General features: G+C 60.3%; 23 protein-coding genes. 16 read left to right on the top strand and 7 right to left on the bottom strand.

All coding sequences use genetic code 11. From position 1 onward, the window contains the following. Window positions 1-82 precede the first annotated feature (82 nt). On the top strand, window positions 83-259 hold the full coding sequence (locus AB5Y84_RS12750) for a hypothetical protein (RefSeq protein ID WP_005337704.1): 177 nt from the start codon (window positions 83-85) through the stop codon (window positions 257-259). Between the two features lie 168 nt (window positions 260-427). Here the strand turns inward: AB5Y84_RS12750 and dsdC are convergent, their stop codons facing one another. Beyond that, window positions 428-1,372 (bottom strand): DNA-binding transcriptional regulator DsdC, encoded by a 945-nt coding sequence (dsdC, locus tag AB5Y84_RS12745; RefSeq protein ID WP_005337705.1) that lies wholly within the window; start codon window positions 1,370-1,372, stop codon window positions 428-430. A 223-nt stretch (window positions 1,373-1,595) separates the two neighbouring features. Between dsdC and dsdX the strand changes: the two genes are divergently transcribed. From dsdX to AB5Y84_RS12730, 3 genes are all read left to right on the top strand, one after another. After that, window positions 1,596-2,933, top strand: coding sequence for a D-serine transporter DsdX (dsdX, locus tag AB5Y84_RS12740; protein ID WP_368177082.1), 1,338 nt, complete (start codon window positions 1,596-1,598; stop codon window positions 2,931-2,933). A gap of 16 nt (window positions 2,934-2,949) precedes the next feature. Continuing rightward, the gene (locus tag AB5Y84_RS12735) at window positions 2,950-4,281 is read left to right on the top strand and encodes a D-serine ammonia-lyase (RefSeq protein ID WP_005337710.1); all 1,332 of its coding nucleotides are present in this window, start codon (window positions 2,950-2,952) and stop codon (window positions 4,279-4,281) included. 308 nt (window positions 4,282-4,589) lie between these two features. After that, the gene (locus AB5Y84_RS12730; protein ID WP_005337712.1) at window positions 4,590-4,766 is read left to right on the top strand and encodes a hypothetical protein; all 177 of its coding nucleotides are present in this window, start codon (window positions 4,590-4,592) and stop codon (window positions 4,764-4,766) included. A gap of 72 nt (window positions 4,767-4,838) precedes the next feature. Here AB5Y84_RS12730 and icd read toward each other — a convergent pair whose 3' ends face one another. Together icd and AB5Y84_RS12720 are read right to left on the bottom strand one after the other, a co-directional pair. After that, window positions 4,839-6,092: an NADP-dependent isocitrate dehydrogenase gene (gene icd / locus AB5Y84_RS12725; protein WP_005347179.1), complete on the bottom strand. Its 1,254-nt coding sequence runs from the start codon at window positions 6,090-6,092 to the stop codon at window positions 4,839-4,841. Between the two features lie 156 nt (window positions 6,093-6,248). Further along, the gene (locus AB5Y84_RS12720; protein ID WP_368177081.1) at window positions 6,249-7,124 is read right to left on the bottom strand and encodes a helix-turn-helix transcriptional regulator; all 876 of its coding nucleotides are present in this window, start codon (window positions 7,122-7,124) and stop codon (window positions 6,249-6,251) included. Between the two features lie 129 nt (window positions 7,125-7,253). Here AB5Y84_RS12720 and manA point away from each other — a divergent pair, with 129 nt between their 5' ends. The 6 genes from manA to AB5Y84_RS12690 all read left to right on the top strand — a co-directional run bounded on the left by manA (window position 7,254) and on the right by AB5Y84_RS12690 (window position 16,039). Next, window positions 7,254-8,453, top strand: a complete 1,200-nt coding sequence (manA, locus tag AB5Y84_RS12715) for a mannose-6-phosphate isomerase, class I (protein ID WP_368177080.1) — start codon at window positions 7,254-7,256, stop codon at window positions 8,451-8,453. Window positions 8,454-8,957: 504 nt separating this feature from the next. Beyond that, window positions 8,958-10,850 carry a PTS fructose transporter subunit EIIC gene (locus tag AB5Y84_RS12710; protein ID WP_368177079.1) on the top strand — a complete coding sequence of 631 codons (1,893 nt, stop codon included), beginning with the start codon at window positions 8,958-8,960 and terminating at the stop codon, window positions 10,848-10,850. 410 nt (window positions 10,851-11,260) lie between these two features. Then, window positions 11,261-12,751, top strand: a complete 1,491-nt coding sequence (locus tag AB5Y84_RS12705; RefSeq protein ID WP_368177078.1) for a SulP family inorganic anion transporter — start codon at window positions 11,261-11,263, stop codon at window positions 12,749-12,751. Window positions 12,752-12,770: 19 nt separating this feature from the next. Next, entirely contained in the window at window positions 12,771-13,616 is an 846-nt protein-coding gene (locus AB5Y84_RS12700; protein ID WP_167566425.1) for a universal stress protein, read from the top strand. Between the two features lie 220 nt (window positions 13,617-13,836). After that, a complete protein-coding gene (locus AB5Y84_RS12695) occupies window positions 13,837-14,589 on the top strand; it encodes a DNA/RNA non-specific endonuclease (protein WP_368177077.1) in 753 nt (250 codons plus the stop codon). A gap of 346 nt (window positions 14,590-14,935) precedes the next feature. Then, entirely contained in the window at window positions 14,936-16,039 is a 1,104-nt protein-coding gene (locus AB5Y84_RS12690) for an ElyC/SanA/YdcF family protein (protein WP_368177076.1), read from the top strand. Between the two features lie 82 nt (window positions 16,040-16,121). Here the strand turns inward: AB5Y84_RS12690 and AB5Y84_RS12685 are convergent, their stop codons facing one another. After that, window positions 16,122-16,538, bottom strand: coding sequence for a DUF805 domain-containing protein (locus AB5Y84_RS12685; protein WP_021230688.1), 417 nt, complete (start codon window positions 16,536-16,538; stop codon window positions 16,122-16,124). Window positions 16,539-16,904: 366 nt separating this feature from the next. Between AB5Y84_RS12685 and AB5Y84_RS12680 the strand changes: the two genes are divergently transcribed. Further along, on the top strand, window positions 16,905-18,830 hold the full coding sequence (locus AB5Y84_RS12680; RefSeq protein WP_368177075.1) for an NAD(P)-binding protein: 1,926 nt from the start codon (window positions 16,905-16,907) through the stop codon (window positions 18,828-18,830). After that, window positions 18,827-20,032: a cytochrome c gene (locus tag AB5Y84_RS12675; RefSeq protein ID WP_368177074.1), complete on the top strand. Its 1,206-nt coding sequence runs from the start codon at window positions 18,827-18,829 to the stop codon at window positions 20,030-20,032. The genes AB5Y84_RS12680 and AB5Y84_RS12675 overlap by 4 nt, the downstream gene beginning before the upstream one ends. Before the next feature lie 87 nt (window positions 20,033-20,119). On the opposite strand, the gene AB5Y84_RS12670 is transcribed toward AB5Y84_RS12675, so the two are convergent. The 3 genes from AB5Y84_RS12670 to AB5Y84_RS12660 all read right to left on the bottom strand — a co-directional run bounded on the left by AB5Y84_RS12670 (window position 20,120) and on the right by AB5Y84_RS12660 (window position 22,047). Continuing rightward, window positions 20,120-20,455, bottom strand: coding sequence for a DUF3634 family protein (locus AB5Y84_RS12670; protein ID WP_180349400.1), 336 nt, complete (start codon window positions 20,453-20,455; stop codon window positions 20,120-20,122). A gap of 106 nt (window positions 20,456-20,561) precedes the next feature. After that, window positions 20,562-21,530: a nucleoside hydrolase gene (locus AB5Y84_RS12665; protein ID WP_368177073.1), complete on the bottom strand. Its 969-nt coding sequence runs from the start codon at window positions 21,528-21,530 to the stop codon at window positions 20,562-20,564. 223 nt (window positions 21,531-21,753) lie between these two features. Next, a complete protein-coding gene (locus AB5Y84_RS12660) occupies window positions 21,754-22,047 on the bottom strand; it encodes a hypothetical protein (RefSeq protein WP_005353197.1) in 294 nt (97 codons plus the stop codon). Between the two features lie 212 nt (window positions 22,048-22,259). Here AB5Y84_RS12660 and AB5Y84_RS12655 point away from each other — a divergent pair, with 212 nt between their 5' ends. From AB5Y84_RS12655 to AB5Y84_RS12640, 4 genes are read left to right on the top strand one after another with little or no spacing between them, the layout of a single operon-like run. Then, window positions 22,260-23,705, top strand: a complete 1,446-nt coding sequence (locus AB5Y84_RS12655; RefSeq protein ID WP_021230685.1) for a coniferyl aldehyde dehydrogenase — start codon at window positions 22,260-22,262, stop codon at window positions 23,703-23,705. 11 nt (window positions 23,706-23,716) lie between these two features. Then, entirely contained in the window at window positions 23,717-24,337 is a 621-nt protein-coding gene (locus AB5Y84_RS12650; protein ID WP_031227698.1) for a TetR/AcrR family transcriptional regulator, read from the top strand. Beyond that, complete coding sequence (locus AB5Y84_RS12645) at window positions 24,318-24,836, top strand: hypothetical protein (RefSeq protein WP_201937199.1); 519 nt, start codon at window positions 24,318-24,320, stop codon at window positions 24,834-24,836. Before AB5Y84_RS12650 ends, AB5Y84_RS12645 begins: the two co-directional genes overlap by 20 nt. 18 nt (window positions 24,837-24,854) lie before the next feature. Further along, on the top strand, window positions 24,855-26,039 hold the full coding sequence (locus tag AB5Y84_RS12640; protein WP_139708930.1) for an iron-containing alcohol dehydrogenase: 1,185 nt from the start codon (window positions 24,855-24,857) through the stop codon (window positions 26,037-26,039). The last annotated feature ends 20 nt before the right edge of the window (window positions 26,040-26,059 follow it).

Genomic DNA, 26,059 nt, shown 5'->3' with positions numbered 1-26,059 from the left:
AAAGTGGAGTGTGGCGCAACACTGCCGGACGGGTGTCCCACAGCTGCAGTATCAAGGGTTAAATAGATAAGGAGATCGTGCAATGAAACAGTATCAAAGCTGGCTGGGGCAATACCTGATGAGTCGCCGTGACGGTGACCACGCCATGGCATGCGAGATGGCGAGTTCCATCTGCGAGTTCTGGCAGCAGCAGGGTGATGAAAACGAACTGGACAAGTGGCAGCAGATTTACCAGAACCATCTGGAAAAGACCACCTGATCCCGACCGTTGCCTTGCTGCCAGCCACCCGGTGTTGGCAGCAAGGCCACTTGCGACCAACCACCATCAGCCAACCCCTCTCCCCCAATTTTCCCGCTACGTTAAACCGCTACCTTCGTTCACTCGCGCTTTACCATCTTCATGTTGCTCTTGCGCACCGGCCTCTGTTCATTCCATCTCGGCAGCCATTTCCTGCGCCCAGTCGATAAAGGCCTGGATCTTGGGACACGCCCGATTGGGCAGGGTCGCCATGTAATAACGCTGCTCGCACTTGATCTCCAGCCCGGCAAAAGGGGCCACCAGCTCGTTGCGTGCCAGTCGCTTGCTCACCAGATTCTTGCGCCCCATGGCGATCCCGGCGTGATTCATGGCGGCGATGATGGCGAGATCCGAACGATCAAAACCCATGCTCAGCTGGCATGCCTCGAGGCTGACCCCGGCGTGGCGAGCCCAGCAGCTCCATTCATCGGTATCCGAGTCAAATCCCCATGCCTGCCGATCATGAAGCAGACGGCACAAAGACAAGTTGGCGGGATTGCCGACAAGCCCGTGCTGCTCGGCATATTCCGGGCTGCAGACCGGCAGCATGAACTCATCCATCAGCGGGTGGATGGCAAGCCGCTCCGGGCTCTTCTCATCGAAATAGAGGGTCAAATCGATGCCATAACCATGCAGGTTGATGTTCTCGTTGCCGGTGATGATATTGAGCTCGATCTGCGGATGCAGGCGGGAGAAATCCGCCAACCTGGGCACCAGCCAGCACTGGGCGATGGAGGGACGCGAATAGATGGTCAGGGTACCGGAGAGCTCCTGATTCTTGATCTCCAGGATCTCCTGATTGATGAACTCCAGCGAAGATTTGAGCGCCCAGAACACCCGCTGCCCATCCGCCGTCAATATCACCTTGCGGTGCAAACGCTCAAAGAGCTTGAACCCCAGCTCCTCTTCCAGCGCGCTGATCCGGTGACTCACGGCACTGGGACTCAGCGACAATTCATCAGCTGCCATGGCAAAGGATCCGTGGCGGGCGGCTGCCTCGAAGGTGTGCAGCTTGGCCAGCTGGTAGCCGCTCAGCAGCTTGTTGCGCGATATGTAATTATCCCCGTTATACATTCATCCCCCTCTTCGCAATGGCCGCCGATGATACACCCACAGGCCACCTTCAGGATGAAACCAAAAGACCCAAAGAGTGTTATTTCGATAAATTGTGACAAATATAGCGCCTTTGCATCACCTCAGCTCATCCAAGTGGTCAATTTCATCATTTGTCAGCCCCGCCTCATTTTCATTCAATAAGCGCATAAACAATCACACACAACAGATGTCGAGGCGCAGTATGAGTTCAGAGTTATGGATCATTGCTACCCTGCTAAGTAGCATCATTCTTATCGTGGTCACCATAGTGAAGGGCAAGGTGCATCCTTTCCTTGCCCTGCTGCTGGCTAGCTTCTATGTCGGCACCCTGATGGGGATGAACCCGGTCAACATGGTCAATGCCATGGAAGCGGGCATTGGCGGCACGCTAGGCTTTCTCGCCGCCGTCATTGGTCTTGGCACCATACTTGGCAAGATGATGGAGGTGTCAGGAGCAGCGGAGCGCATCGGTCTCGCCCTGCAGAGATGCCGCTGGCTCTCGCCTCAGGTCATCATGGTGCTGGTGGGTCTGGTATGCGGCATCACCCTGTTTGTCGAAGTGGGGGTAGTGCTGCTGATCCCGCTCGCCTTCTCCATCGCCCGCAAGACCAACACCTCGCTGCTGACCCTGGCCATTCCGCTCTGCACCGCCCTGATGGCCGTGCACTGCATAGTGCCGCCCCACCCTGCTGCCCTCTATGTCACCAATCAGCTGGGGGCTGACGTCGGCTCGGTCATTGTCTATGGTCTGGCGGTCGGCCTGTTTGCCTCGCTGGTGGGCGGCCCGCTGTTTCTGAAGCTGCTGGGTAACCGGCTCCCGTTCAAGGAGGTGCCCGCTGCCTTTGCCGACATCAAGGCGCGCGATGAAGCAACTCTCCCGACCTTAAGCGCCTCGCTCTTTACCGTGCTGCTGCCCATCCTGCTGATGCTGGCTAAGACGGTCGCCGAGCTCAATATGGAGCACGCCAGCCACCTCTACACCGTGCTGGAGTTTATCGGCAACCCCATCACCGCCATGTTTATCGCCGCCTTCACCGCCTACTACGTGCTGGGGATCCGCCAGCAGATGAAGATGGAAGGGCTGCTCAACAAGACCGAGGAGTGCTTCTCCTCCATCGCCAATATCCTGCTCATTATCGGAGCGGGCGGCGCCTTCAACGGCGTACTCAAGGCGAGTGGGCTGGGCGATAGTCTGGCCACTATCCTCTCACAGCTGGATATGCACCCGATTCTGCTCGCCTGGCTGGTGGCTATCGTGCTGCACGCCGCCGTGGGCTCCGCCACCGTCGCCATGATGGGCGCCACTGCCATCGTCTCCCCCATCATGGCGCACTACCCGGATATCAGCCCGGAGATCATGACCCTGGCCATCGGCTCCGGCGCCATTGGCTGCACCATGGTGACTGACTCTCTGTTCTGGCTAGCCAAGCAGTATTGCGGCGCCACCCTGAACGAAACGCTCAAGTACTACACCACCGCCACCTTTGTCGCCTCCCTGATGGCGCTGGCCGGTACCTTCCTGCTCTCCTTTATCGTGTAACAAGACCGAGAACACTATGAAAAACATCGACGTACAACAGCTCACAGCGCAATTTCCACTGGTGCAATCCCTGATCGCGCTTGAGCCAGTCACCTGGTTCAACCCCAACACCACCACTCTGGCTGCCGGTCTGCCCTATGTGGGGCTCGATAACAACAATGTGGCGGACGCTTCCGCCCGGCTGGCCCGCTTCGCTCCCTACATGTGCGAAGCCTTCCCCGAGACCCGCACCAGCAACGGTATTCTGGAGTCCGAGATCGCCGCTATTCCGGCGATGCAGGCTACGCTCAACCAGCGCTACGGGGTCGAGGTCACCGGTCGACTGCTGCTGAAAAAAGACAGTCACCTGCCCATCTCCGGCTCCATCAAGGCGCGAGGCGGTATCTACGAGGTGCTGACTCACGCCGAACAGTTGGCGATCAAGGCGGGACTGCTCTGCGAAGAGGATGACTACCGCAAACTGTTCAGCGACGAGTTTCGCCAGTTCTTCAGCCAGTACAGCATCGCGGTAGGCTCCACCGGCAACCTTGGCATGTCCATCGGCATCATGAGCGCCAAGCTCGGCTTTACCGTCACCGTCCACATGTCTGCCGACGCGCGGGAGTGGAAGAAACGCAAACTGCGTGAACATGGCGCCATCGTGGTCGAATATGCCGAAGATTATGGAGTTGCGGTGGAACAAGGGCGCAAAGAGGCCGAGCGGGATCCCAACTGCTTCTTTATCGATGACGAGAACTCCCGCACCCTGTTCCTCGGCTACTCGGTGGCGGGCGAGCGGGTGAAAATACAGTTCGACCAGATGGGTATCAAGGTGGATGCCGACCACCCGCTGTTTGTCTACCTCCCTTGCGGCGTGGGTGGCGGCCCGGGCGGCGTGGCCTTTGGTCTCAAGCTCGCGTTCGGAGACAACGTCCACTGCTTCTTCGCCGAGCCCACTCACTCCCCCTGCATGTTGCTGGGGGTCCACACCGGATTGCACGATGCCATTGCGGTGCAGGATCTGGGCATCGATAACCTCACCGCAGCCGACGGCCTCGCGGTGGGGCGCGCCTCTGGTTTCGTCGGCCGCGCCATGGAGCGGCTGCTGGCGGGCTTCTACACCCTGAGCGATCAGGAGATGTATGACCTGCTGGGACTGCTGGCGCGCGATGAGCAGATCACACTCGAGCCCTCCGCTCTGGCTGGTATGGCTGGCCCGTGGCGGGTGGCAGCCAATCCCGAGTGGCTCACCGTGCGCGGTTTCGATGCCGCAACCATGGCACAGGCCACCCATCTTGTGTGGGCCACCGGCGGTGGCATGGTGCCCGCCGAAGAGATGGCAAAGTACCTGGCCAGCGCCAAGATCTAGGCTTTTTTGCCACTTTTATCTGCAAATCAACCCGCCATCACGGCGGGTTTTCTGTTTTGGGAACAAGGGGATGGGGCAGTTCTGTCGCAATCCATGGCGACAATTTCCCCAAGTTGGTCAGTTTGTGCTAAAATGGCGCTCATTTTTTGACATCTCGCGTCACGTTCGCCGCCAGATTGCCCATCGGGCTCTCTGCCCGGGTCGTGAATTTGCACCATCATGCCTGATGATGTTCCCCCCAAGATGAGCCGACAGGCTCCCGTCAAGGTGGGCACCCTCAAGGGCACACGAGATAAGGAGATCGGGTAATGAAACAATATCAAAGCTGGCTGGGAGATTATCTGATGAGTCGACGTGACGGAGATCACGCGATGGCTTCGGAACTTGCCAACACCATCTGCGCCTTCTGGAAGGCCCAGGGTGATGAAGCAGAAACCAGCAAATGGCAGCAACGCTATCAGCAACACGTAGAGCAGGCGCAATAAGCCCCTGCACTCTTTCGCGATAAAAAAACCGGCGCTCATGGCGCCGGTTTTGCGTTTCTGGCAAGCAGCAGATTACATCTGGTCGATCATGTCCTGAGCAAACTGGGAGCAGGAGCGCAGGGTGGCCCCTTCCATCAGACGCTCGAAGTCATAAGTGACGGTCTTGTTGCGGATCGCCGCTTCCATACCCTTGATGATGAGATCGGCCGCTTCAACCCAGCCCATGTGGCGCAGCATCATCTCGGCGGAGAGGATGAGGGAGCCCGGGTTGACCTTGTCCTGACCGGCATACTTCGGTGCAGTACCGTGGGTCGCTTCGAACAGGGCCACGCCGTCACCGATGTTGGCACCCGGTGCGATGCCGATACCGCCTACCTGAGCGGCCAGCGCATCGGAGATGTAGTCACCGTTGAGGTTCATACAGGCGATGACGTCGTACTCGGCCGGACGCAGCAGGATCTGCTGCAGGAAGGCGTCGGCGATGACATCCTTGATGACGATGGTCTTGCCGGTTTTCGGGTTTTTGAAGGAGCACCAGGGGCCGCCGTCAATCAGCTGGGCACCGTACTCGTTCTGAGCCAGAGCATAACCCCAATCCTTGAAGGCACCTTCGGTGAACTTCATGATGTTGCCCTTGTGCACCAGGGTCACGGAGTCGCGATCGTTGTCGATGGCATACTCGATAGCGGCACGCACCAGACGCTCGGTACCGGCTTTGGACATCGGCTTGATGCCGATACCACAGGACTCGGGGAAGCGAATTTTCTTCACGCCCATCTCGTTTTGCAGGAAGGCGATCACCTTGTTCGCTTCGGCACTGTCGGCCTTCCACTCGATGCCGGCGTAGATGTCTTCGGCGTTTTCGCGGAAGATCACCATGTCGGTCAGATCAGGACGTTTCACCGGGCTCGGGGTGCCGTCGTAGTAACGCACCGGGCGCAGGCAGATGTAGAGATCCAGCTCCTGACGCAGGGCTACGTTGAGGGAGCGAATACCGCCACCGACCGGAGTAGTCAGCGGGCCCTTGATGGCCACGCAATATTCACGAATGAAATCCAGGGTTTCGGCCGGTAGCCAGGCACCTTCGCCATAGACATGAGTCGATTTCTCGCCGGTATAGATCTCCATCCAGGCGATCTTGCGCTCGCCCTTGTAGGCTTTCTCGACCGCAGCATTCACCACATTCAACATGGCCGGGGTTACGTCAACACCGATGCCATCCCCTTCAATAAACGGAATGATCGGATGGTTGGGAACCTGCAGCTTGCCGTTGGCATCGACTGTGATTTTCTGACCTTGGGTCGGGATTACTACTTTGCTTTCCATCGGCATCTCCTAACTTCCGTTTGTTATCAACTTGTTTGTTGCGCGCGGCCATCTTAGCCCATTCATTTTCATAATAAAACGACAAGAAAGCATGTCAGACCAAAGAGGTAGCCACCCGCCAGTGCGCCGTCACCACGCCTTCCCGACCCAGCCCCGTTATCCCTCCAGCTCGCTGGCCGCCGCCTGCGGCTGACTCAGGGAACGGTACTGGGAAGGGGTCAAGCCGGTCTTCTGTTTGAACACCCGGCAGAAGTAGTTCACGTCACTGTAACCGCAGCGACTGGCCACCTCTTCAAGACGAAAGCGGTACTTTTTCAGCATGAATTTGGCCCGATCGATCCGCACCCAGCTGATGTAATCGGCAAGGCGCATATGACCCTGCTCGCGGAACAGGTGGGAGAGATGGCTGGCTGAAACGTTGAAGCGGTGGGCAATGGAGTCACGGGTGATGGGACGGTGAAAGTTCTCTTGGATATAGATGCAGATCCCGTGAAAGAGCTCTGCCCCCCGTGGCCGATCCGTGGCGGACTCCAGCAACAGCTGACGGGCACTCGCCAGCAGAGCCTGCAGCAGGTGATCATCGGTGGGGGAGCGACCGGGATCCTCGGTCAGTACGTTCAGCGCCGCCAAAATGTGTTCGATCACATGGCCCACCCGCGCCATGATGCTGTGCTTTTGCACATCGAAAAAGTCCGGATCTTCACGGCGCTTGCTCACCAGGCTGAACCCCAGCTGGCGTTTGCCAAACAGCAGGCTCAGCACCGAGCAGTCGGTGGTCCAGAGCGGCTTGTTCCAGGCGTTGGGAGGGATATAGAGCACCTGTCCCGGCAATACACTGATCTCTCTGACCCCCTCCTCCCTGTCCCAAATTTGGTTGAGATACTCGCCGCTAAAGACCAGCTCGAGGCGGGAAAAGTTGACCTGATAGCTGAAACTGGGTGGCACCCCCTGTTCACTGGCAAACCAGATTTGGTCAAATGGAACCTGTTCGCTCAGGGCTCCGTCGAGCAGTTGGCTGAAGATGAGAGACATGGTGATCCTGATCAAGAGAGAGGCAAGCGGTTGCGGCGCGCACGACCGCCCATGTTATAGTCCGGTCCACAGCAGTAATGCCACCCTTTTCTGCACCCGATTTTCTTCAAACTAGACGAGGCGTCCCTTATGAGCAGTAGCGATCTGCCCTCCTTTCTGTTGATGCAAAACCCGATTCAAGGCTATGACTGGGGCAGTCATGACTCCCTCACCACCCTGTTTGGCATTCCCAACCCGCAAGGCAGACCCCAGGCCGAGCTCTGGATGGGGGCTCACCCCAACGGCTGCTCCGAGGTGACGCTGGCGGGCAGTGTGCAAAAGCTCTCTTCGGTGATCGACAGGGCTCCGGCCGCCGCGCTGGGTGAGGCCACCTTCGCCCGTTTTGGCAGCCTGCCGTTCCTGTTCAAGGTGTTGTGTGCCGAGAAGGCTCTCTCCATTCAGGTGCACCCGAGCAAGGCTCAGGCTGAAGCGGGCTTTGCCAAAGAGGAGGCCGCAGGCATCGATATCAAGGCGAGCAATCGCAACTACAAGGACCCGAACCATAAGCCGGAGCTGGTTTTTGCCCTCACCCCCTATCAGGCGATGAACGGCTTTCGCGCCATCCCGGCCATTCTGGCGCTGTTCGAGCGGGTCAATCTGGCGGTCATCGCCGATCTGACCGCAGCCCTTGCCGCCAGCCAGAATGAAGCGGGCCTGCAGCACTTCTTCCACCAGTTGCTGGTACTGGAAGGGGCGCGCAAGGAAGAGGCGCTTGCAGGGCTGCTGACCTATGCCGCCGCCCATCAGGATGAGGAGACCTTTGCGCTGATCACCAGTCTGGCGGCCCAGTATCCGGGCGACGTCGGACTCTTCTCGCCGCTGCTGCTCAACGTGGTGACCCTCCAACCCGGGCAGGCGATGTTCCTCGATGCCTGTACCCCGCACGCCTATGTGCGCGGCACGGGTCTCGAGATCATGGCCAACTCGGACAACGTGCTGCGCGCCGGCCTCACCCCCAAATACATCGATGTGGCAGAGCTTTTGGATTGCACCCGCTGCTTGCCCAAGCCGGACGACCAGATCCTGCTGTCCCCCCGCTGTGATGGCGCGGTACAGCACTTCGACGTGCCGGTACCTGACTTCACTTTCAGCGTCTACCCGGCTGGCGAGCATCAGCTCACCACTGCCAGCGCCGAGATCCTGTTTGCCATCGATGACACAGTGACCCTCAAGCAAGGCGAACAGTCACTTCGTCTGGAAAAGGGGCAATCTGCCTTTATTCCTGCAGCGACTGGCAGTTATCAACTGCTGGCCGAAGGGCGGATCGCCCGCGCCGGCAACCGCTGCTAACGGGCACATCCCGGAGCGACATCCCCACCCGAACATGCGCAAGGGCCATCAATAATGGCCCTTGTTGTTTATCCCCTGCCATCCCCTTTCACCGGTTAACAACGCGGTTGACCAGACGCGCAGAGTCATCTCCCTCCCAACTAATGACAATAAAGTCACTTTCGGCGCCTGCTATTTGCCAACCAGCTCACACTATTGAGCCATAACAAATCACACAAATATCCATTCCATCACGGCAAATTCATCATCGACCTGGACGCTCAAATAAGACTTCGCATGAGCGACACAATCGTAACCGATTGATATTAAAGCAATAGATTAAAATTCACATCGCATTGAATCATCTCACTAAAACGAGATGGCGGTCACAGCTCATTCTTGCCAGCACAAAAATCCAGTAAACGACACATTTGTCCGATTTCGGCACCGCGCCAACGGGAGAACAATATCCAGGTCAATTGTTCCCCCCATCATGCGGCTCGGCAACGGAGCCAGGAGAGTAATATGTTACCCACCATGACCAACGGCAGACTCATCTGCCTGGAGTTGAAGGCCACCAGCAAGGAGGCTCTATTCGACGAGATGGCACAGATGCTGGCGCGCGATGGCGCCGTGTCTGATCAACAGCAATTCGTCAAGGATATCTGGGCCCGCGAACAGCTGGACTGCACCGGCTTCGAGCAGGGTGTCGCCCTGCCCCATGCCAAGAGCAAGGCTGTCAGCCGTCCGGCCATAGCCATCGGTGTCAGCCGTCAGGGTATCGAGTACGGCGCAGAAGATGGCAAGCCGACCCAGCTGATCTTCATGATCGCCTCCCCGGATGGCGGCGCCAACCACCACATCGAAGTACTGGCCGAGCTCTCTACCCGTCTGCTGGAGCCGGGCTTTATCGAGCAGATGAAAGCGGCCACTACCGTTGAGCAAGCGCTGACCCTGCTCAAGCAAGGCCCGAAAGCGGAAAAACCGGCGCCAGCCGCCAAACCGGCTGCCACTGCTCCGGTTGAACCCGACGAGCGCACCTTCAAGGATCGCCTCAATACCATGAAGCAGCACCTGCTGTTTGGTACTTCCCACATGATCCCCTTCATCGTGGCGGGCGGTGTGCTGCTGTCACTGTCGGTGATGATGAGCGGCAAGGGTGCCGTGCCGGAAGCGGGCTTCCTCAAAGACATGGCCACCATGGGTATCGCCGGTCTGACTCTGTTTACTGCCGTACTGGGTGGCTACATCGCCTACTCGCTGGCTGACAAGCCGGGCCTGGCTCCGGGCATGATCGGCTCCTGGATTGCCGTTCAGCACTATCAAACCGGTTTCCTCGGCGCCATTCTGGTGGGCTTTATCGCAGGTTTCGTGGTCAATCAGCTCAAACGGATCAAGCTGCCTGACTCCATGACCTCCCTTGGTTCCATCTTCATCTATCCGCTGATCGGTACCTTCCTGGTGTGTGGCATCGTGATGTGGGGGATCGGTGCCCCGATCGCCGCCATGATGGAAGGGATGAACCACTGGCTCTCCAGCATGGCGGGCTCAGGTAAAGTGATGCTGGGGGCCATTCTGGGTGGTATGACCGCCTTCGATATGGGCGGCCCGGTCAACAAGGTTGCGACCCTGTTTGCCCAGACTCAGGTCAACACCCAGCCCTGGCTGATGGGCGGCGTCGGTATCGCCATCTGTGTGCCGCCGCTCGGTATGGCACTGGCGACCTTTATGTCTCCGAAGCGTTACAAGAAAGAGGAGCGTGAATCCGGTAAAGCGGCCGCCATCATGGGCATGATCGGTATCAGTGAAGGTGCTATCCCGTTCGCCGCTGCTGACCCCATGCGCGTTATCCCGGCCATCGTCGCAGGCGGTATCGTCGGCAACATCACCGGCTTCATGATGCACAGTATCAACCACGCCCCCTGGGGTGGCTGGATTGTCCTGCCGGTTGTTGAAGGCAAGATGGGCTACATCCTGGGTACCATCCTCGGCGCCCTGACCACCGCCATCATCGTCAACCTGCTGAAGAAGCCGGTGAGCGAAGAAGATGACGTGACCGCCCCCCAAACCAGCTTCGAAGTCATTGAAGCGGAAGGAGAAGCAGACGTACTGGCCATCACTGCCTGCCCGTCTGGCGTGGCCCACACCTTCCTCGCCGCCAAGAGCCTGCAGAAGGCCGCTGCCAAGCAGGGGATCAAGATCAAGGTCGAGACCCAGGGCGCCAACGGCATCATCAACCGCATTACCGCCAAGGATGTCGCCAACGCCCGCTGCGTCATCTTCGCCCACGACGTGGCGATCAAGAACCGCGAGCGCTTCACCGATATCGAGGTCATCGACGTGAAGACCAAGGAGGCGATCCACAATCCGGAAGCACTGTTGGCCCGCACTCTAGGCAACAAGGCAAACGCCGCCTGATAGCAGTCAGACTCCACCTATCACCAGGGGCCCATCACGGGCCCCTTTTCTTATTGCCAACATCGACCGGCTAATCATCAGGGAGCCCACGCCCGTTCACCTCTGAGTGCAACCGCACGCAGCTTTGGCCCATCGTTCAGATGTCAACAAACAGATGGGCTACCTCCTCCGGCACGGCTCTGCTATTATCCGCGGCCTTATGATCAAGACGCATACTGGCATGACCGTAACGCCGCCATAACCCCGCCCTTCGCGGCACCTGCCGCCTGACTCTGGTTATCACAACCGGAGCGCTTTTTTACACCCATTAGTTCCCAATATAACAACCCGATCCTGCCCGCACGCCATCTGACCCCTTGGTCAGTGGATGCGTTGTGCTGTGGATCCCGAACAAGCGAGAAAATCCCCCCATGCTGGAACGTGCAAGACAAGAGTGGTTCTCCAACATCCGTGCTGATCTGCTGGCCGGCACAGTAGTGGCGCTGGCGCTGATCCCGGAAGCCATCGCCTTCTCGATCATAGCTGGCGTTGACCCCAAGGTCGGCCTCTATGCCTCCTTCTGTATCGCCGTGGTTATCGCCTTTGTCGGCGGTCGCCCCGGCATGATCTCCGCCGCCACCGGCGCCATGGCGCTGTTGATGGTGACCCTGGTGAAAGAACATGGCCTGCAATATCTGCTGGCCGCAACCCTGCTCACCGGGGTACTCCAGATCGTGGCGGGTTACCTGAAACTGGGTAGTCTGATGCGGTTTGTCTCCCGCTCGGTAGTGACCGGCTTCGTCAATGCGTTGGCGATCCTCATCTTTATGGCCCAATTGCCTGAGCTCACCAATGTCACCTGGCAGGTATACGCCATGACGGCGGCGGGCCTTGGCATCATCTATCTGTTCCCGCTGATCCCGGTGGTGGGCAAGCTGGTGCCCTCCCCGCTGCTCTGCATCGTGATCCTGACGGCAGTCGCCATCACCATGGGCATCGATATCCGCACCGTGGGCGACATGGGCGAGCTGCCCGATACCCTGCCCATCTTCCTGTGGCCGGAAGTGCCGCTCAATCTCGAGACACTGGCCATCATCTTTCCATATTCCGCAGGTCTGGCCGTGGTCGGTCTGCTCGAATCCATGATGACGGCGGCCATTGTCGATGGCCTGACCGATACCAGCAGCGACCGCAATCGCGAGTGCAAGGGCCAGGGGATCGCCAATATCGGTGCGGGCTTGATGGGCGGCATGGCGGGTTGCGCCATGATTGGTCAATCCATCATCAACATCAAATCCGGTGGCCGTGGCCGCCTCTCCACATTTGTTGCAGGCACCTTGCTCATCCTGATGGTGGTCTTCATGGATGAGTGGATCCGCCAGATCCCCATGGCTGCACTGGTGGCCGTGATGATCATGGTCTCTATCGGGACGTTTTCCTGGGAGTCGGTTCGCAATCTCAAGAAGCACCCGCTCTCCACCAATATCGTGATGATCGCAACAGTGGCGGTGGTCGTCGCTACCCATAACCTGGCGCTCGGGGTATTTGTCGGGGTGCTGCTCGCCTCCCTGTTCTTCGCCAACAAAGTTGCCCGCTTCATGCTGGTCAAGAGCGACAGCGAGCGAAACGGCGAGGTACGCACCTATCAGGTTCGGGGCCAGGTGTTCTTCGCCAGTGCCGAGCAATTCTTTGCCGGATTTGACTTCAAGGAGGTGGTAGAGAAAGTGGTGATCGACCTCACCCATGCCCACTTCTGGGACATCACCGCTGTCACCGCACTGGACAAGGTGGTCATCAAGTTCCGCCGAGAGGGCACCGACGTGGAGCTGATTGGTTTGAACGAGGCGAGCGCCACTATCGTTGACCGCTTTGGTGTGCACGACAAACCGGAAGAAGTTGAAAAGCTGCTGGCTGGCCACTGATCACAAAAAGGAATTCATCATGACAAACATTTTCGCCTGTATCGATGGCTCCCCAGCCATGACAGCGGTGTGCGATGCGGCGGCTTGGGCCGCAGCCAACACCGGGTTACCCGTCACCCTGCTGCACGTACTGGAAAAGAACGAGTTTGAAGGAGAGAGCGATCTCTCCGGCAATATTGGCCTTGGCAGTCGCGAGCAGCTGCTCAAGGAGCTCGCCGAGCTGGATCACCAACGCAGCCGCCTCGCCCATGAACAGGGACGGATGCTGCTAAACAGCAGCAAGGAATATCTTGCCGACTTGGGGATGACAGGAGTCGAGACCCTGCAACGTCACGGCCAGCTGGTAGAGACGGCCCAGGAGCTCGCATCCGGTATGCGGATGTTGATCATGGGCAAGCAGGGCACAACCCATGTCCACGAGCTGATTGGCAGCCATATCGAGAACGTCATCCGCACCCTGGCCAACCCCATCATGGTGGTACAACCGGGCTTTCAGGCGCCAAGCCGCTTCCTGTTTGCCTATGACGCCAGCCCGACCGCCAAGAAGGTGCTGGAGTTGATCGCAAGCAGTCCGCTGCTCAAGGGACTGGCGTGCGATCTGGTGATGGTGGCCGAACCGAGTGACGAGCACGAACGCCAGCTGGCACAGGCCAAGCAGGTGTTGAAAAGTGCGGGCATCAAGGTAACGGCCAGGCTGCTGCAAGGAGAGGTGGTGCCGGTAATTTGCCTGCATGCCACCGAGGTGGGCAGCGACCTTATCGTGATGGGGGCCTATGGTCACTCACGGATCAGGCAGTTCATCGTGGGGAGCACCACCACGGGGATGCTGAAAACCACCCGAACCTCTCTGCTATTGCTGAGATAGCGACCATTCAAGGGGCCCATCACGGGCCCCTTTTCGTTGCCGACCGAGCAACCGCACATCATCCCACCGACCAAGCCACTGATTTAAAACATATTAACCAGTCACATCACGGATCTTGGCGAGCCGTCACAGAACGGTGAAGTGTAAAAAAACAGCAATTGAAGCGCTAGTCAGATCTCATGTCAAATGGCTCCGCCTACTAAACTGGAGCATCACAAAAATGATAAAAATCAATAAATTGGTTCTGGCTGTTACCCTCACCCTCACGACTACCCCCTTGCTGGCGGCCCACTGGACGTGTGGCGAGCACGTGCGCTTTGGCCTCCCCTCCGAATCGGATCAGAAGCTCTGTCGTGAAGGGTATGCGGTCGGCTACAACTACGACTACAAGGTGGCGGACTGGGTCTCCTACCGGATGACCGCCCAGAGCGCACAGGGCACAGTGCCGCGCAAGGATGCCTTCGCCGAGGACAGGGAGATCCCGGTTGCCTACCGCGCCACCCTCTCCGACTACAAGGGCTCGGGCTACGACCGTGGCCATCAGGCCCCGGCGGGGGACATGAAATCGAACAAGAACACCATGAAAGAGAGCTTCCTGCTGAGCAACATGACACCGCAGGTCGGGGTGCTCAACCAGAAGGCGTGGCGCGTGCTGGAGGACAAGGTGAACAAGTGGGCGGTCTCCCGCAAGGATGTGCAGGTGATCACCGGCCCCATCTTTACCGGCTCTGAAGAGTCCATCGGTCAGGGTGTGGCGATCCCGAGCGCCTACTACAAGATCGTGATGGACCCGGCCAGACTGCAGGCTATCGCCTTTATCATGCCGCAGGAAGAGGTGCCCATCAGCCAGATCGCCGACTACCGGGTCTCGGTGCGCGAGGTGGAGGAGCAGACCCAGCTCAACTTCTTCAGCGATATGCCCGAAGAGCAGCAAGAGACACTGGAAGCCCGCATCTCCCCGATGTGGAACTGACTACGAACACTCGCCAACAGATGGATTGACTCCCCATCTGTCTTGAATCGCGATAGAGGAAGGGGCCCGCGCCCCTCCCAGCAGGGGGAGTCACGCTCCCCCTGTCCCTTTCAGATGGCTGCTGACCCTTTGCGGCCACTGTTGCGGCCATTTTTGCGGCCATTTTTGCGGCCACTAGTGTGGCATCACCCGACGACTCGCCCCGACTCACAGTTTGCCGTACCGTTAACTGGTATATTGCCCTCTCTTTAGCACTAACAGACTGAATTGACGCACATTTGCCTTATCCCATCGGCCCACAAGCCGCTGCGCCACGGCGCGATTCAGCCCGACAGAGGACCTTTTGATGAAACAGACCCTTCTTGCCCTCACCCTCGGCGGCCTGCTGGCGCTCTCGCCCCTCGCCCTGCAAGCGGCCGAGAGCTCGATGCAAATAGAGCACGACCTCAATACCCTGGTCAGCAAACGCCAGGCGGTGGACATGTTGCTCGGCGAAGCGCTGCAGATCTACAAGTCGCCAGCCAAAATCTCCCACGCCGGTTTTACCGCCAAGATGCCGAGCAATATGGAGCTGGTGACCGAGCGGCTGCTGGCCGCCTACCAGCTTGAACCCTACCGCACCGACCTGCTCATTTCGGCGGCCAACGCCCAGATCTACAACGGCAACCTGAGTCGCGCCATCACCTTGCTGGAGCAGGCGCAGGCCGTCGCCCCCGATGATCTCGACATCAACAGCTATCTCGCCATCTGGCAGCTGGTGAAGGGTAACAAGGAGGCTTCCCGCAGCTATCTGGCGAAAGTGGCGGATCGCAACAGTGGCCGCGCTGCCGATCTGGAGGAGATCATCGCCCGGGTGCAGCGGATCACCGCCGCCCCGCTGCAGACCGAGCTGACCGAGGATCAGGTCAAGGCCAGCAGGGAGGGCAAACGCGCCATCGTCACTCTGGGCTACGCCCTCAATCCCGACGGCAGCATGGACAAGATCCTGCTGGGCCGTCTGCAAACCACCCTTGAGCTGGCCAAGGCCGACCCGGAGGCGCTGATCATCCTGACCGGTGGCGTGCCGCAGAATCGCCAGACCGAGGGCAAGCTGATGGCTGACTGGCTGGCCAAGCACGGCATCGACCGCAGCCGCCTGATTGAAGAGAACTACGCCACCAGCACGGTGGATAACGCCCTCTACAGCGCCTATGCCCTCGCCCGCCACCAGATTGACTATGCGGTGCTGGTAAGCTCCGCCAGCCATGTACGTCGCGGCCAGACGGTGCTGGAAATCGCCTGCGACCAGATTGGTCCGGCCAACATCAAGGTGGCGAGCGTCAGTTACCCCGACAAGCCTCTCGAGGAGCTGGCCACCCCGAGCGAGAGCGAGCTGCTCGGCATCTACCGCGACGCTCTGCGCACCTACGGCATGTGGAGCTACCGCTCCGCCCCTCTGATCGAGCGTTGATCGGCCATCAAAACGAAAAAGAGAGGGAGGCGTGATGCCTCCCTCTCTTTTTATTGACCGATGATTGGCCAAGCCGCGCCCGTTAGCTGACGATAAAACCCTGCGAGGGGGCCGCTTTGGGATCGTCACCGAAGCGGTTTGGCCCCTGCTGGCCGTTGCAAACCATAAAATAGATAAGCACCAGAGTGCCTATGATGGGTACCAGAGTACCTATGGTGGGTACCAGAATACCTATGATGGGTACCAGGACCAGCAGCAGCCACCAGCCACTGCGGTCGGTGTCGTGCAGACGACGCACCGCCACCGCCAGCGAGGGCAGCAGCACGGCCAGCGAGTAGATGCCGCTGATGAACTCCTTGTCGCCGCCAATCAGCTTGTCCACCATGCCGAGCAGTTGCATGACGATGACGTTGCACAGCACAAACATCCAGTATTCGGTGCGACGGGCCCGCCCGCTGAATACCGCATATTGCTTGAGGACCGAGATGTACCAGTTCATTGCGCCTCCTGAGTGGCCTTTATGCCTATGAATAAAAAGAGAGTCGATAAAACAAGTAGTTAAGAGCTTAGCGCGCTCATCCCCCCGAGTCGACAATGATGCCCGAACGTCTCCCAAACTAATCAGCTGCGGCAATCATTGACCGACCGAGCCGGAAGACAATTTGCCCTGCAACAGGGCAAATCACCCCCATCAGCGCATCACTCTCGTCACAAGCAGGAAAATGGTGCTTAATAATCCATTAGCAATCGTATGGACTCAGCGTGAGGATAGCGGTAGATTCGGCGCCCAATCCTGAACAGGATCTGTGTCTCCCTCCCATAATGAATCCACTTATTCATTACTTCTCCTAACACAGGGATAGCCATGAGTATTACACGCAGAGATTTTCTCAACGGCGTTGCCATCACCATTGCGGCAGGCGTCGCCCCCATCAATCTGCTTAAGGCTGCCGAAGGCGGCAGCGCGTTGGCGGATAAAACCCTGGCCTACCCGCCCGCCCTCACCGGCCTGCGCGGCAACCACCCGGGCTCCTTCGAACCGGCCCACAGTATCGCCCGTGACGGTAAGCAGTATGACTTTGCCAATATTCCCCTCGAGGGGGAGTACGATCTGGTGATCGTCGGCGCCGGGATCAGCGGTCTGGCCGCAGCCTGCTTCTATCAGCAACTGCTCGGCGCGGATAAGAAGATCCTGCTACTCGACAACCACGATGACTTCGGCGGCCACGCCAAGCGCAACGAGTTCACCACCCCCGATGGCCTGCGTCTGGGTTACGGCGGCAGTGAATCCCTGCAATCACCGCGTTCGGTCTACAGCCCGGTGGCGCTCGGTCTGCTCAAGGCGCTGGAGGTCAACATCGACGAGCTGGCCGCCGGTTTCCAGCAGACCTTCTATCCGGATCTGGGGCTGAGCCGTGGCGTCTATTTCGACGAGAAGCACTTTGGCGTCAACAAGATAGTGAACGGCGATCCGGGTCACAACGTGGCGGATGACATCCCCCGCGATCGCCTGAACGGCCGGCCGCTGGCAGAATTTATCGGTGACTTCCCCCTCGATGATGCCGACAAGGCCGCCCTGTTGGCCCTGCACGAATCGAAGATCGACTACCTGAGCGGCATGACCCGCGAGCAGCAGGATGAGTGGGTAACCCGCAACAGCTACACCACCTTCCTGCGCGATAAAGTGGGTCTCAGCGAGCGGGCGATCACTTACTTCCAGCAGCGCACCAACGACTTCCAGGCGGTCGGCATCGACGCCACCGCCTGCGCCGATGCGCGCCTCTGCGCCTTGCCGGGGTTCGACGGCCTCAATCTGACGCCGCTGGATGCCGAGGAGCAGGCGGAGCTGGACGATCCCTACATCTTCCACTTCCCCGATGGCAACGCCGGTCTCACCCGCCTGATGGTGCGCAAGCTCATTCCGCAGGTGGCGCCGGGTCACACCATGCAGGATGTGGTGCTGGCCAAGTTTGACTACAGCAAGCTCGACCTGCCGGAGCACAAGGTGCAGTTGCGCCTTGGCAGCACGGCGTTGCAGGCCAAAAACGTGCGCCTCGCCGACGGCAAGCTGGCAGTGGATGTCACCTACATCAAGGAGGGGAAACTGCACCGGGTGCGGGCCAAGCAGTCGATCATGGCTGGCTACAACATGATGATCCCCTACATGGTGCCCGAGATGCCGGAGCCCCAGAAGGAGGCGCTGCGCCAAAATGTCAAGGCGCCGCTGGTCTACACCAAGGTGGTGATCAAGAACTGGCAAGCCTTCGTCAAGCTGGGGGTACACGAGGTCTACTCCCCCGCCGCACCCTATAGCCGGGTCAAGCTCGACTATCCGGTCAGCATGGGTGGCTACGAGCATCCCAAGAGCCCGGATCAGCCGATGTGCCTGCACATGGTCTATGTGCCGACCCTGCCGGGCAGCGGTCTGTCGGCCCGCGAACAGTCCCGCAAGGGGCGCGCCATGATCCTCGGCATGCCGTTCGAGCAGCATGAACAGATGATCCGCGAGCAGTTGCAGGGGATGCTCGGCAGCGCCGGTTTCAACCATGAGCAGGATATCCTCGCCATCACGGTCAACCGCTGGTCTCACGGCTACTCCTATGTCACCAACACCCTGTTTGATGACGAAGCACAGTGCGAAAAATGGATTGAACTGGGTCGCCAGCCGATCGGCAACATCACCATCGCCAACTCGGATGCAGGCTGGAGCCCCTACGCCCACGCCGCCATCGACGAAGCGTGGCGCGCCGTCAACGAGCTGGTTGCCATGAGCAAGGGAGGTGCCCAATGAGCCGCGCCCTGTCACTGACCACCAGCGCCCTGCTGCTGGCCCTGCCCGCCCTTGCCGCCAACGCAGCCCCCGCCATGTCTGCGGGGGAATACGTGGCCAAGCTCGGCGATTGCGCCGCCTGTCACACCAGCGAGACCAGCAAGCCGCTGGCGGGCGGCAAAGGGTTCCCGACCCCCATCGGCACCGTATTTGCCACCAACATCACCCCGGACAAGACCCACGGTATCGGCAACTACAGCCTGCCGGAGTTCATCAAGGTGATGCGTGAAGGGGTGGCCCGCGATGGCCATCGCCTCTATCCGGCCATGCCCTACACCGCCTACGCCAAGATGAGCGATAAGGATCTCGAAGATCTCTATCACCATCTGATGAAGGAGGTGCAGCCGCTGGCCATTGCCAACAAGGAGAGCGACATCCCCTGGCCCCTCAACATGCGCTGGCCGCTGATGGGCTGGAACTGGATCTACCACGATGACAGCCGCTTTACCCCGGTGGCGAGCAAGAGCGAAGAGTGGAACCGCGGCGCCTATCTGGTGCAGGGTGCCGGCCACTGCGGCAGCTGCCACACCCCGCGCGGGCTCGGCATGCAGGAGAAAGCGCTGACCGAGGCGGACCCTGTCTACCTGAGCGGGGCGGCGCTGGATGGCTGGTATGCCCCCGATATTCGCGGCAGCCGTTACAGCAAGCAGGCGCTGATCGACCTGCTGAAAACCGGCCGCAGCCAGCATGAAGCGGTCGCGGGCCCCATGGGGGAAGTGATCACTCACAGCAGCCAGTATTTCAGCGACGCCGATCTGGCCAGCATCGCCACCTATCTGACCGACCTGAAAGATGAACCGGTGGCGGAGAAAGGGGCCCGCGCCTACGCCAGTGCCAGCGGCAAGGCGGACTACGCCATGTACTGCTCCACCTGTCACGGGGTCAACGGCCAGGGCAATGACCACGTCATCCCCTCGCTGGTCAACAACCGCACCGTGCTGGCGAGCGATCCGTCGAGCCTGATCAACGTGCTGCTGCACGGTGCCGAGACCCCGGTCACCCACGGCCATCTGGGTTACCACATGCCGGGCTATGGCTGGACCATGGATGACGAGCGGCTCGCCGAGCTGGTCAACACCCTGCGCGCCTCCTGGGGCAATGAAGGCACCGCCGTCAAGGCGGCGGCGGTCAAGGCCCAGCGCGAGCTGCACGGCAAGGAGTAAGGGCTGTCAGCTCTCTCTTGGCCAAGTGCCATAAAAACGGGCCTCCACTGGAGGCCCGTTTGCTATTGATGAACCAGGTTCCGGTGCTTATCCCTTGCGGGATTTGGGCCCCGGCAGTGGCGCCGTTGGCTGGCGGTAATCGCCGTAGGGGAAGATATTGCGAAAGCGCTGGGCCACCGGCTCGGGGATGGAGCGGGAGAAGATCAGCCTGACGCCATCGCCATCACGCTGCCCCACAATGCGACCGCGCACCGTGTCATGGCGCAAGATCTGCTTGGCATGCTCAATAAAGGCGGGTGACACCTTGCCCTGCTTGACCACTACCTTGCCGGGTGCAAGACGGATCTCGAACAGGGCACCACGCCCCAGCTTCATCAACCACCAGATCAGGGCTATCGCCACTATCAAGGAAATCCAGGCCATCTTCATCCCTCCCAAGCTCTTGATATAAGGCAGTATAAGCGGCCGTGCGCTCCGATTGTTTGGCGCCGATCACAGCCCCCGCGTCAGCGCAATAGCGCCCCTTTGCTCAGCAATCCTTGCCCCAGCCCACCAGCGTCTCGCGATAGAGCGCCAGCAAGGCTTCATCGCGCACCGCCACACCGACCTGCTGCGGACGATAGGCTGCCCAGTCATCGTGGGAGTGGCGTTTGCCATCGAACTTTTGCAGGGTGTGGCCGATGGCCGGGCCGCTGGTGATCACCCGCACCGGCCCCTCGCGCAGGGTAAAGAGGGTCGGATCAATCACATAGGCGATGGCGGACGGGTCGTGAACGTGGCAACCGGAGAGCCCCAGCTTCTCGGAGTAGAAGCGCAGGTAGAAGCGGCTGACATCCCACAGGAAGCGGCCCGGCTCCCCCGCCTTATCCCTGAGTTCATCCAGATAGTCGCTGCTGAAGAAGCTCTGCTGGGTCACGTCCAGCCCGATGATCACCACCGGCCAGTCGGCGGTAAAGACCCGGTCGGCGGCATCGGGATCATCGTGAATATTGGCTTCGGCATAGGGGGTGACGTTACCGCGATGGCCGTTGACGCCAAAGGCGCCGCCCATCACCACCACCTGTTTCACCAGCGAGACAATCTCGGGCGCCTGTTGCAGCGCCAGCGCCAGATTGGTGAGCGGGCCGATAGTAACGAGGGTGATCTCCCTCGGCGCGGCTTTCACCGCCTCGACAATATATTGCCAGGCGGGGCGGGGATCGGGAGCAATACTCACCTCTCCCGCCTCCAGGTCGCCAAAACCGCTCGGGCCGTGGACTATGGTGGTGGGGCCGACCGGCTCGCGCAGCAGCGGCGCCGCTGCGCCCTTGGCCACATCCGCTTTCATGCCGTACTTCTGCTTGAGCCAGAGGGCGTTGCGGGTGCCATTGTCGATGGTGGCATTACCAAAAACAGTGGTAATGGCGAGCAGCTCGATGGCGGGGTGGGCCTCGGCAAACAGGATGGCCATGGCATCGTCGATACCCGGATCGGTATCCAGAATGATTTTATGGGTCATGAGAAATTCCTACGGTGACAAACCCTGCGACAAAGGGGAGAGTCTACCCGGCTGACGGCCCCATATCCCGGCATGGGATCACAGACCGGGCCTTTGCTCCCGGCAGCGGGGGCGCTGCTGGCGACAATCTGCACAAAAAACGGCGCGGCCCTGTTGCCAGCGCCGCGCCCTTTATCGTTGTTCGTTATCTGCTATCTGGCAGTGATCTGCCTTACTCCGACCCTCAGTGCTTGCGGTGCCAGCGCGGTGAGGTCGCCTTCTCCCCCCAGGGGGTGACGCAGGGGAGCAGCGCCCCTTCAATCACCATCTCGCTGCCTGCCAGCGCCTCGGCGATCTTCTGGTGCAGCACCCGCAGTACCTTGCCCTCGTGCTCGGCCAGAGAGTGGCCCGCAGCAAAGAACTCCGGCTGATATTGCAGTGCCAGCTTCTGGGCGAATTCGTAGGTGTTGAAGCAATCCGGCATCCGCTCAACCACATCTTCAAGCCGGGCCAACAAGCTGTTCAGTTCCCTGGTCATAGTGCTCTCTCCGTGTAGGTTAATAGCCAAAAACTACCCCTTATTAGATAAGTCACCAACGAGCAAACCACAAAAGTGTGGGGAGACACACAGTTCTCTCTTGCGTCCGGCTCATGGTGAACGGCAGACAGCTTGCCAGCTTTACATTCCGGCAACAAACGGCTAGATTTAGACCGACTAATCAGTCGGTCATTTTTCATGCGGAGAACAACATGGGTGCGGCGCAGCTTCAACACACTCCTGAGGATATCCTCGCCATCAAATTGTCCCTGCCGGATCAGCTGGCACGGCTCAAGCGGGCGAGTCTGGCTCATCCCATGCCTACCCTGGCCGAGCGCCGGGCGCAGCTGACCAAACTCAAACAGGCGTTGCTCGCCCACAAGGGGCAGCTGTGCAAGGCGCTGGCAGCAGATTATGGCCAGCGCAGCCACTACGACAGCCTGATCGCCGATGTGCTGCCCTGCATCATGCAGATCAACTACACCCAGAAGCGGCTCAAGCGCTGGATGCAGCCCCACCGCCGCCACACCGGCCTGCTGCTGGCCCCCGCCAAAGTGGAGGTGCACTTCCAGCCGCTCGGGGTGGTCGGCATTATCGTGCCGTGGAACTTTCCGGTGATGCTGAGCCTTGGCCCCCTCATCACCGCCATCGCGGCGGGCAACCGGGCGATGCTGAAACTCTCCGAGTTCACCCCTCATACCAACGCCGTGCTGCGCACCATGCTCACCAGCGTATTTGACGAAAACGAGATCGCCATCATCGAGGGAGATGCCCAGATGGCGGCGGCGTTCAGCTCACTGCCGTTCGATCACCTGCTCTTTACCGGCTCCACCATGGTGGGCAAGCTGGTGATGGCCGCCGCCGCGCCCCAGCTCACCCCCCTCACCCTTGAGCTGGGTGGCAAGAGCCCCTGTCTCATCGCCCCCGACATGCCGGTCGCCACCGCGGTCGAGCGGATGATCTTCGGCAAGAGCCTCAACGCCGGGCAGATCTGCGTCGCCCCTGACTATGTGCTGCTGCCCCGCAGCGAGGTGGATAACTTTATCGCCGCCTATCGCCGCCACTTCAGCAAGCTCTACCCGCAGGGGCTCAATAGTGCTGACTACGGCGCCATCATCAACGACCGCCAGTATCAACGTCTCGTCAGCTGGCTCGATGAAGCCGAGCAGGCGGGTGCCCAGCTCCACCCCTGTGGCAGCCCGGCCCGCGATGACCAGCGTCGCCTGCTGGTGCCCCACCTGCTGACCGGGGTGCCGGGTCAGTGTCAGGTGATGCAGCAGGAGATCTTCGGGCCGCTGCTACCGCTTATCCCCTACGACACTCTGGAGGAGGCGCTCGCCTATGTTGCTGAGCGGCCCCGCCCGCTGGCCCTCTATCTGATGAGCTTCGACCCCGAGCTGCAGGCGCGAGTGACCCGGGAGACCCACTCCGGCGGCATGGCGATCAACGAGAGCCTGTTTCAGGTGGCTGCCGACGATGTGCCGTTCGGCGGCATCGGCGCCTCCGGCATGGGCCACTACCACGGCCACGAGGGGTTCCTCACCTTCTCCAAAGCGAAAACCGTGCTGACCCGCGGCAAGTTCACCACCGGCTCCCTGATCCATCCCCCCTACCACAGCTGGATCCAGAAGCTGATGATGGCCTTCTTCCTGCGCTGATGGAGATGACCATGAACCAGGCTATCCCGCAGCCACAAACCATGACCGACAAGCGCCGCCAGATCCTGGATGCCGCCCTCGCCCTCTGCGCCGAAGATGGCTTGCAGGGGGCCGCCACCGCCCGTATCGCCAAGGCGGCCGGGGTAGCCAACGGTACTCTGTTCCACCACTTTCCGAGCAAGGAGGCGCTGATCCTCGCCCTCTATCAGGATGTAAAGACCCGGATGGGGAGCGCCATCCATGAAGCAGATCCCACCCTGCCGCTGTACGACCAGACTCGCCACTACTGGCAGCTGGCGATGGGGTGGATGCTCGCGCATCCCAATGAGCTCAAATTCGTGCTGGGCTTCTTTCACTCTCCGCTGCTGGCCAGACCGGCCCGCAGCCAGATCCTGAACGATGCCCTGCGCTTTCTGCCTGCCCTGCTGGCAAAGGGGCAGGCCAGCGGCGAGCTGATGCAGGCTCCCGCACCACTGTTGCTGGAGGTGTGTCAGGGCCAGTTCCTCGCCTGCGCATCACTGTTTGTCGATCAACCGGAGCTGGGAGAGGACGACTACTGGCAAGCCAGTGCGTTCGCCCTCTTCTGGTCAGCCATCTCAGGAGCCAACCCCTATGACAACTCCGACCGTTGAATCTCTAGCCGCCCTTGGCCGCCGCCTCTGGATCACTACTCTGCTCTGGGTGGTGGGTCGCACCCTCTGCCGCGCCGCCCGTACCGATGAGGCGGTACGCCGCGAATTGGCGCCGTTGCCGGACGGGCTGGCTATTCGCCTCGAAGTGGGCGGCATCGGCTACGCCATGAACATGCACAAGCAGGGTGGGCGCTGGTATCCCGGCGCGCCAGTCGCCCCTCATGCCACCATCCATCCGCTACGGGTGCGCTTCAAGCATCCCAATATCGCCTTTCGCGCCCTGAGTTTTCGGCTCGGGGTCAATCAGGCATTTGGCGAAAACCGGCTGCTGGTGGAGGGAGATCTGACCGTTGCCATGCATCTGGTGCGGGGGCTTGAGCAGTTGCAGTCCCTGATCCTGCCCGCTTTTATCGCGCGGCCGCTGCTGCGCCACTATCCCGCCCCGACCAACAAGATCGGCCGGGCCTGCAACATCTATCTGGGTCTGGTGACCGGCTAACGCGCAAGGAGCCTTGAAATGAGCCGCTATTACGATTTCTTCTGCCCGGTCAAACTGCTGGCCGGTGAACAGGCGCTGGAGCAACTGGCCAGCGAGCTGGCCAGTCTGGGGGCCCGTCGCCCGCTGCTGCTGACCGACAAGGGGGTCAATGCCACCGGCCTTGCCACCCTGCTGGCCAATGTGCTGGCCGAAGGGGAGCTGCCGGTCGCCGCCATCTGGGACGAGATCCCGGCCGACTCCTCCACTGCCGTGGTGGAGCGGATCGCCAAACGCTATCGCGAGCTCGACTGCGACAGTCTGGTGGCGCTGGGGGGCGGCTCGGTCATCGACACCGCCAAGGCAGTCAACATTCTCACTTCCATGGGGGGGGATCATCTGCTCGACTACTCGGGCGCCGGTTGCCTGACCCGTCCCCTCAAGCCGCTGGCGGTGGTGCCCACCACGGCGGGCACAGGATCAGAAGTGACATTGGTTGCAGTGATCAAGGATGAGGCGAGCGGGCGCAAGGTGCCCTTCACCTCCCCCTTCCTGCTGCCCCAGCTGGCGGTGCTCGACCCGCGCCTGACCCAGGGGCTGCCCCTCAATATCACCGCCGCCACCGCCATGGACGCCATGACCCACGCCATCGAGGCCTTTATCGGTACCGCCAAGAACCCGGTGAGCGATGCGCTGGCCCTGATGGCAGTGGAGAAGATCGCCAGCGCCCTGCCGCAAATCATCCACGACCCGCAAAACAAACAGCTGCGGCTGCAACTGGCGGAAGGTTCAACACTGGCTGGCATGGCTTTTTCCAACTCCATGGTGGGGCTGGTGCACGCCCTCGGCCACAGTCTGGGAGCCCGCTGCCATCTGCCCCACGGGCTGTGCATGAACCTCTTTTTGCCGACCGTGCTCGACTACAACCGCCCCGAGGTGGATAGCGAGCTGGCCCGGCTGCTGTTGCCGCTGGTGGGGGCAGAGCGCTTTGCTGCCACCCCGGCCCATCAGCGGGCGGAGGCGACCATCACAGCCATTCGCACCCTGCGCGACACCTTGTGGCAAGCGGTCAAGCTGCCGCGCACCATGAGCGAGGCAGGGGTAAGCGATCGCTCGCTACTGACCGAGATCCGCGATCTGGCGGTCAACGACGGTGCCCTGCTGTTCAATCGCAAGGACGCCGACCGTGAGCAGTTACTCACCCTGCTGGAGCGAGCCTGGGTCTGATCCCTCCCCTTTGCCAACAC

Origin of the sequence: Aeromonas sp. s11 (assembly GCF_040907945.1) — a bacterium.
In the GTDB taxonomy this organism is placed as follows: Bacteria; Pseudomonadota; Gammaproteobacteria; order Enterobacterales; family Aeromonadaceae; genus Aeromonas; species Aeromonas veronii.
The sequence above is the reverse complement of the archived record's forward strand: the minus strand, read 5'-3'. Positions and strand labels throughout refer to the sequence as shown.

Bases quoted from the DNA above. Each gene is read 5' to 3' on its own strand.
- AB5Y84_RS12690 (WP_368177076.1), top strand. From the start codon at position 14,936: ATGAAACAGACCCTTCTTGCCCTCACCCTCGGCGGCCTGCTGGCGCTC.
- AB5Y84_RS12670 (WP_180349400.1), bottom strand. From the start codon at position 20,455: ATGGCCTGGATTTCCTTGATAGTGGCGATAGCCCTGATCTGGTGGTTG.
- AB5Y84_RS12685 (WP_021230688.1), bottom strand. From the start codon at position 16,538: ATGAACTGGTACATCTCGGTCCTCAAGCAATATGCGGTATTCAGCGGG.
- AB5Y84_RS12680 (WP_368177075.1), top strand. From the start codon at position 16,905: ATGAGTATTACACGCAGAGATTTTCTCAACGGCGTTGCCATCACCATT.
- AB5Y84_RS12675 (WP_368177074.1), top strand. From the start codon at position 18,827: ATGAGCCGCGCCCTGTCACTGACCACCAGCGCCCTGCTGCTGGCCCTG.
- AB5Y84_RS12640 (WP_139708930.1), top strand. From the start codon at position 24,855: ATGAGCCGCTATTACGATTTCTTCTGCCCGGTCAAACTGCTGGCCGGT.
- dsdX (WP_368177082.1), top strand. From the start codon at position 1,596: ATGAGTTCAGAGTTATGGATCATTGCTACCCTGCTAAGTAGCATCATT.
- AB5Y84_RS12700 (WP_167566425.1), top strand. From the start codon at position 12,771: ATGACAAACATTTTCGCCTGTATCGATGGCTCCCCAGCCATGACAGCG.
- AB5Y84_RS12660 (WP_005353197.1), bottom strand. From the start codon at position 22,047: ATGACCAGGGAACTGAACAGCTTGTTGGCCCGGCTTGAAGATGTGGTT.
- AB5Y84_RS12720 (WP_368177081.1), bottom strand. From the start codon at position 7,124: ATGTCTCTCATCTTCAGCCAACTGCTCGACGGAGCCCTGAGCGAACAG.
- AB5Y84_RS12735 (WP_005337710.1), top strand. From the start codon at position 2,950: ATGAAAAACATCGACGTACAACAGCTCACAGCGCAATTTCCACTGGTG.
- AB5Y84_RS12730 (WP_005337712.1), top strand. From the start codon at position 4,590: ATGAAACAATATCAAAGCTGGCTGGGAGATTATCTGATGAGTCGACGT.
- dsdC (WP_005337705.1), bottom strand. From the start codon at position 1,372: ATGTATAACGGGGATAATTACATATCGCGCAACAAGCTGCTGAGCGGC.
- manA (WP_368177080.1), top strand. From the start codon at position 7,254: ATGAGCAGTAGCGATCTGCCCTCCTTTCTGTTGATGCAAAACCCGATT.
- AB5Y84_RS12645 (WP_201937199.1), top strand. From the start codon at position 24,318: ATGACAACTCCGACCGTTGAATCTCTAGCCGCCCTTGGCCGCCGCCTC.
- AB5Y84_RS12750 (WP_005337704.1), top strand. From the start codon at position 83: ATGAAACAGTATCAAAGCTGGCTGGGGCAATACCTGATGAGTCGCCGT.
- AB5Y84_RS12695 (WP_368177077.1), top strand. From the start codon at position 13,837: ATGATAAAAATCAATAAATTGGTTCTGGCTGTTACCCTCACCCTCACG.
- AB5Y84_RS12655 (WP_021230685.1), top strand. From the start codon at position 22,260: ATGGGTGCGGCGCAGCTTCAACACACTCCTGAGGATATCCTCGCCATC.
- AB5Y84_RS12665 (WP_368177073.1), bottom strand. From the start codon at position 21,530: ATGACCCATAAAATCATTCTGGATACCGATCCGGGTATCGACGATGCC.
- AB5Y84_RS12710 (WP_368177079.1), top strand. From the start codon at position 8,958: ATGTTACCCACCATGACCAACGGCAGACTCATCTGCCTGGAGTTGAAG.
- AB5Y84_RS12650 (WP_031227698.1), top strand. From the start codon at position 23,717: ATGAACCAGGCTATCCCGCAGCCACAAACCATGACCGACAAGCGCCGC.
- icd (WP_005347179.1), bottom strand. From the start codon at position 6,092: ATGGAAAGCAAAGTAGTAATCCCGACCCAAGGTCAGAAAATCACAGTC.
- AB5Y84_RS12705 (WP_368177078.1), top strand. From the start codon at position 11,261: ATGCTGGAACGTGCAAGACAAGAGTGGTTCTCCAACATCCGTGCTGAT.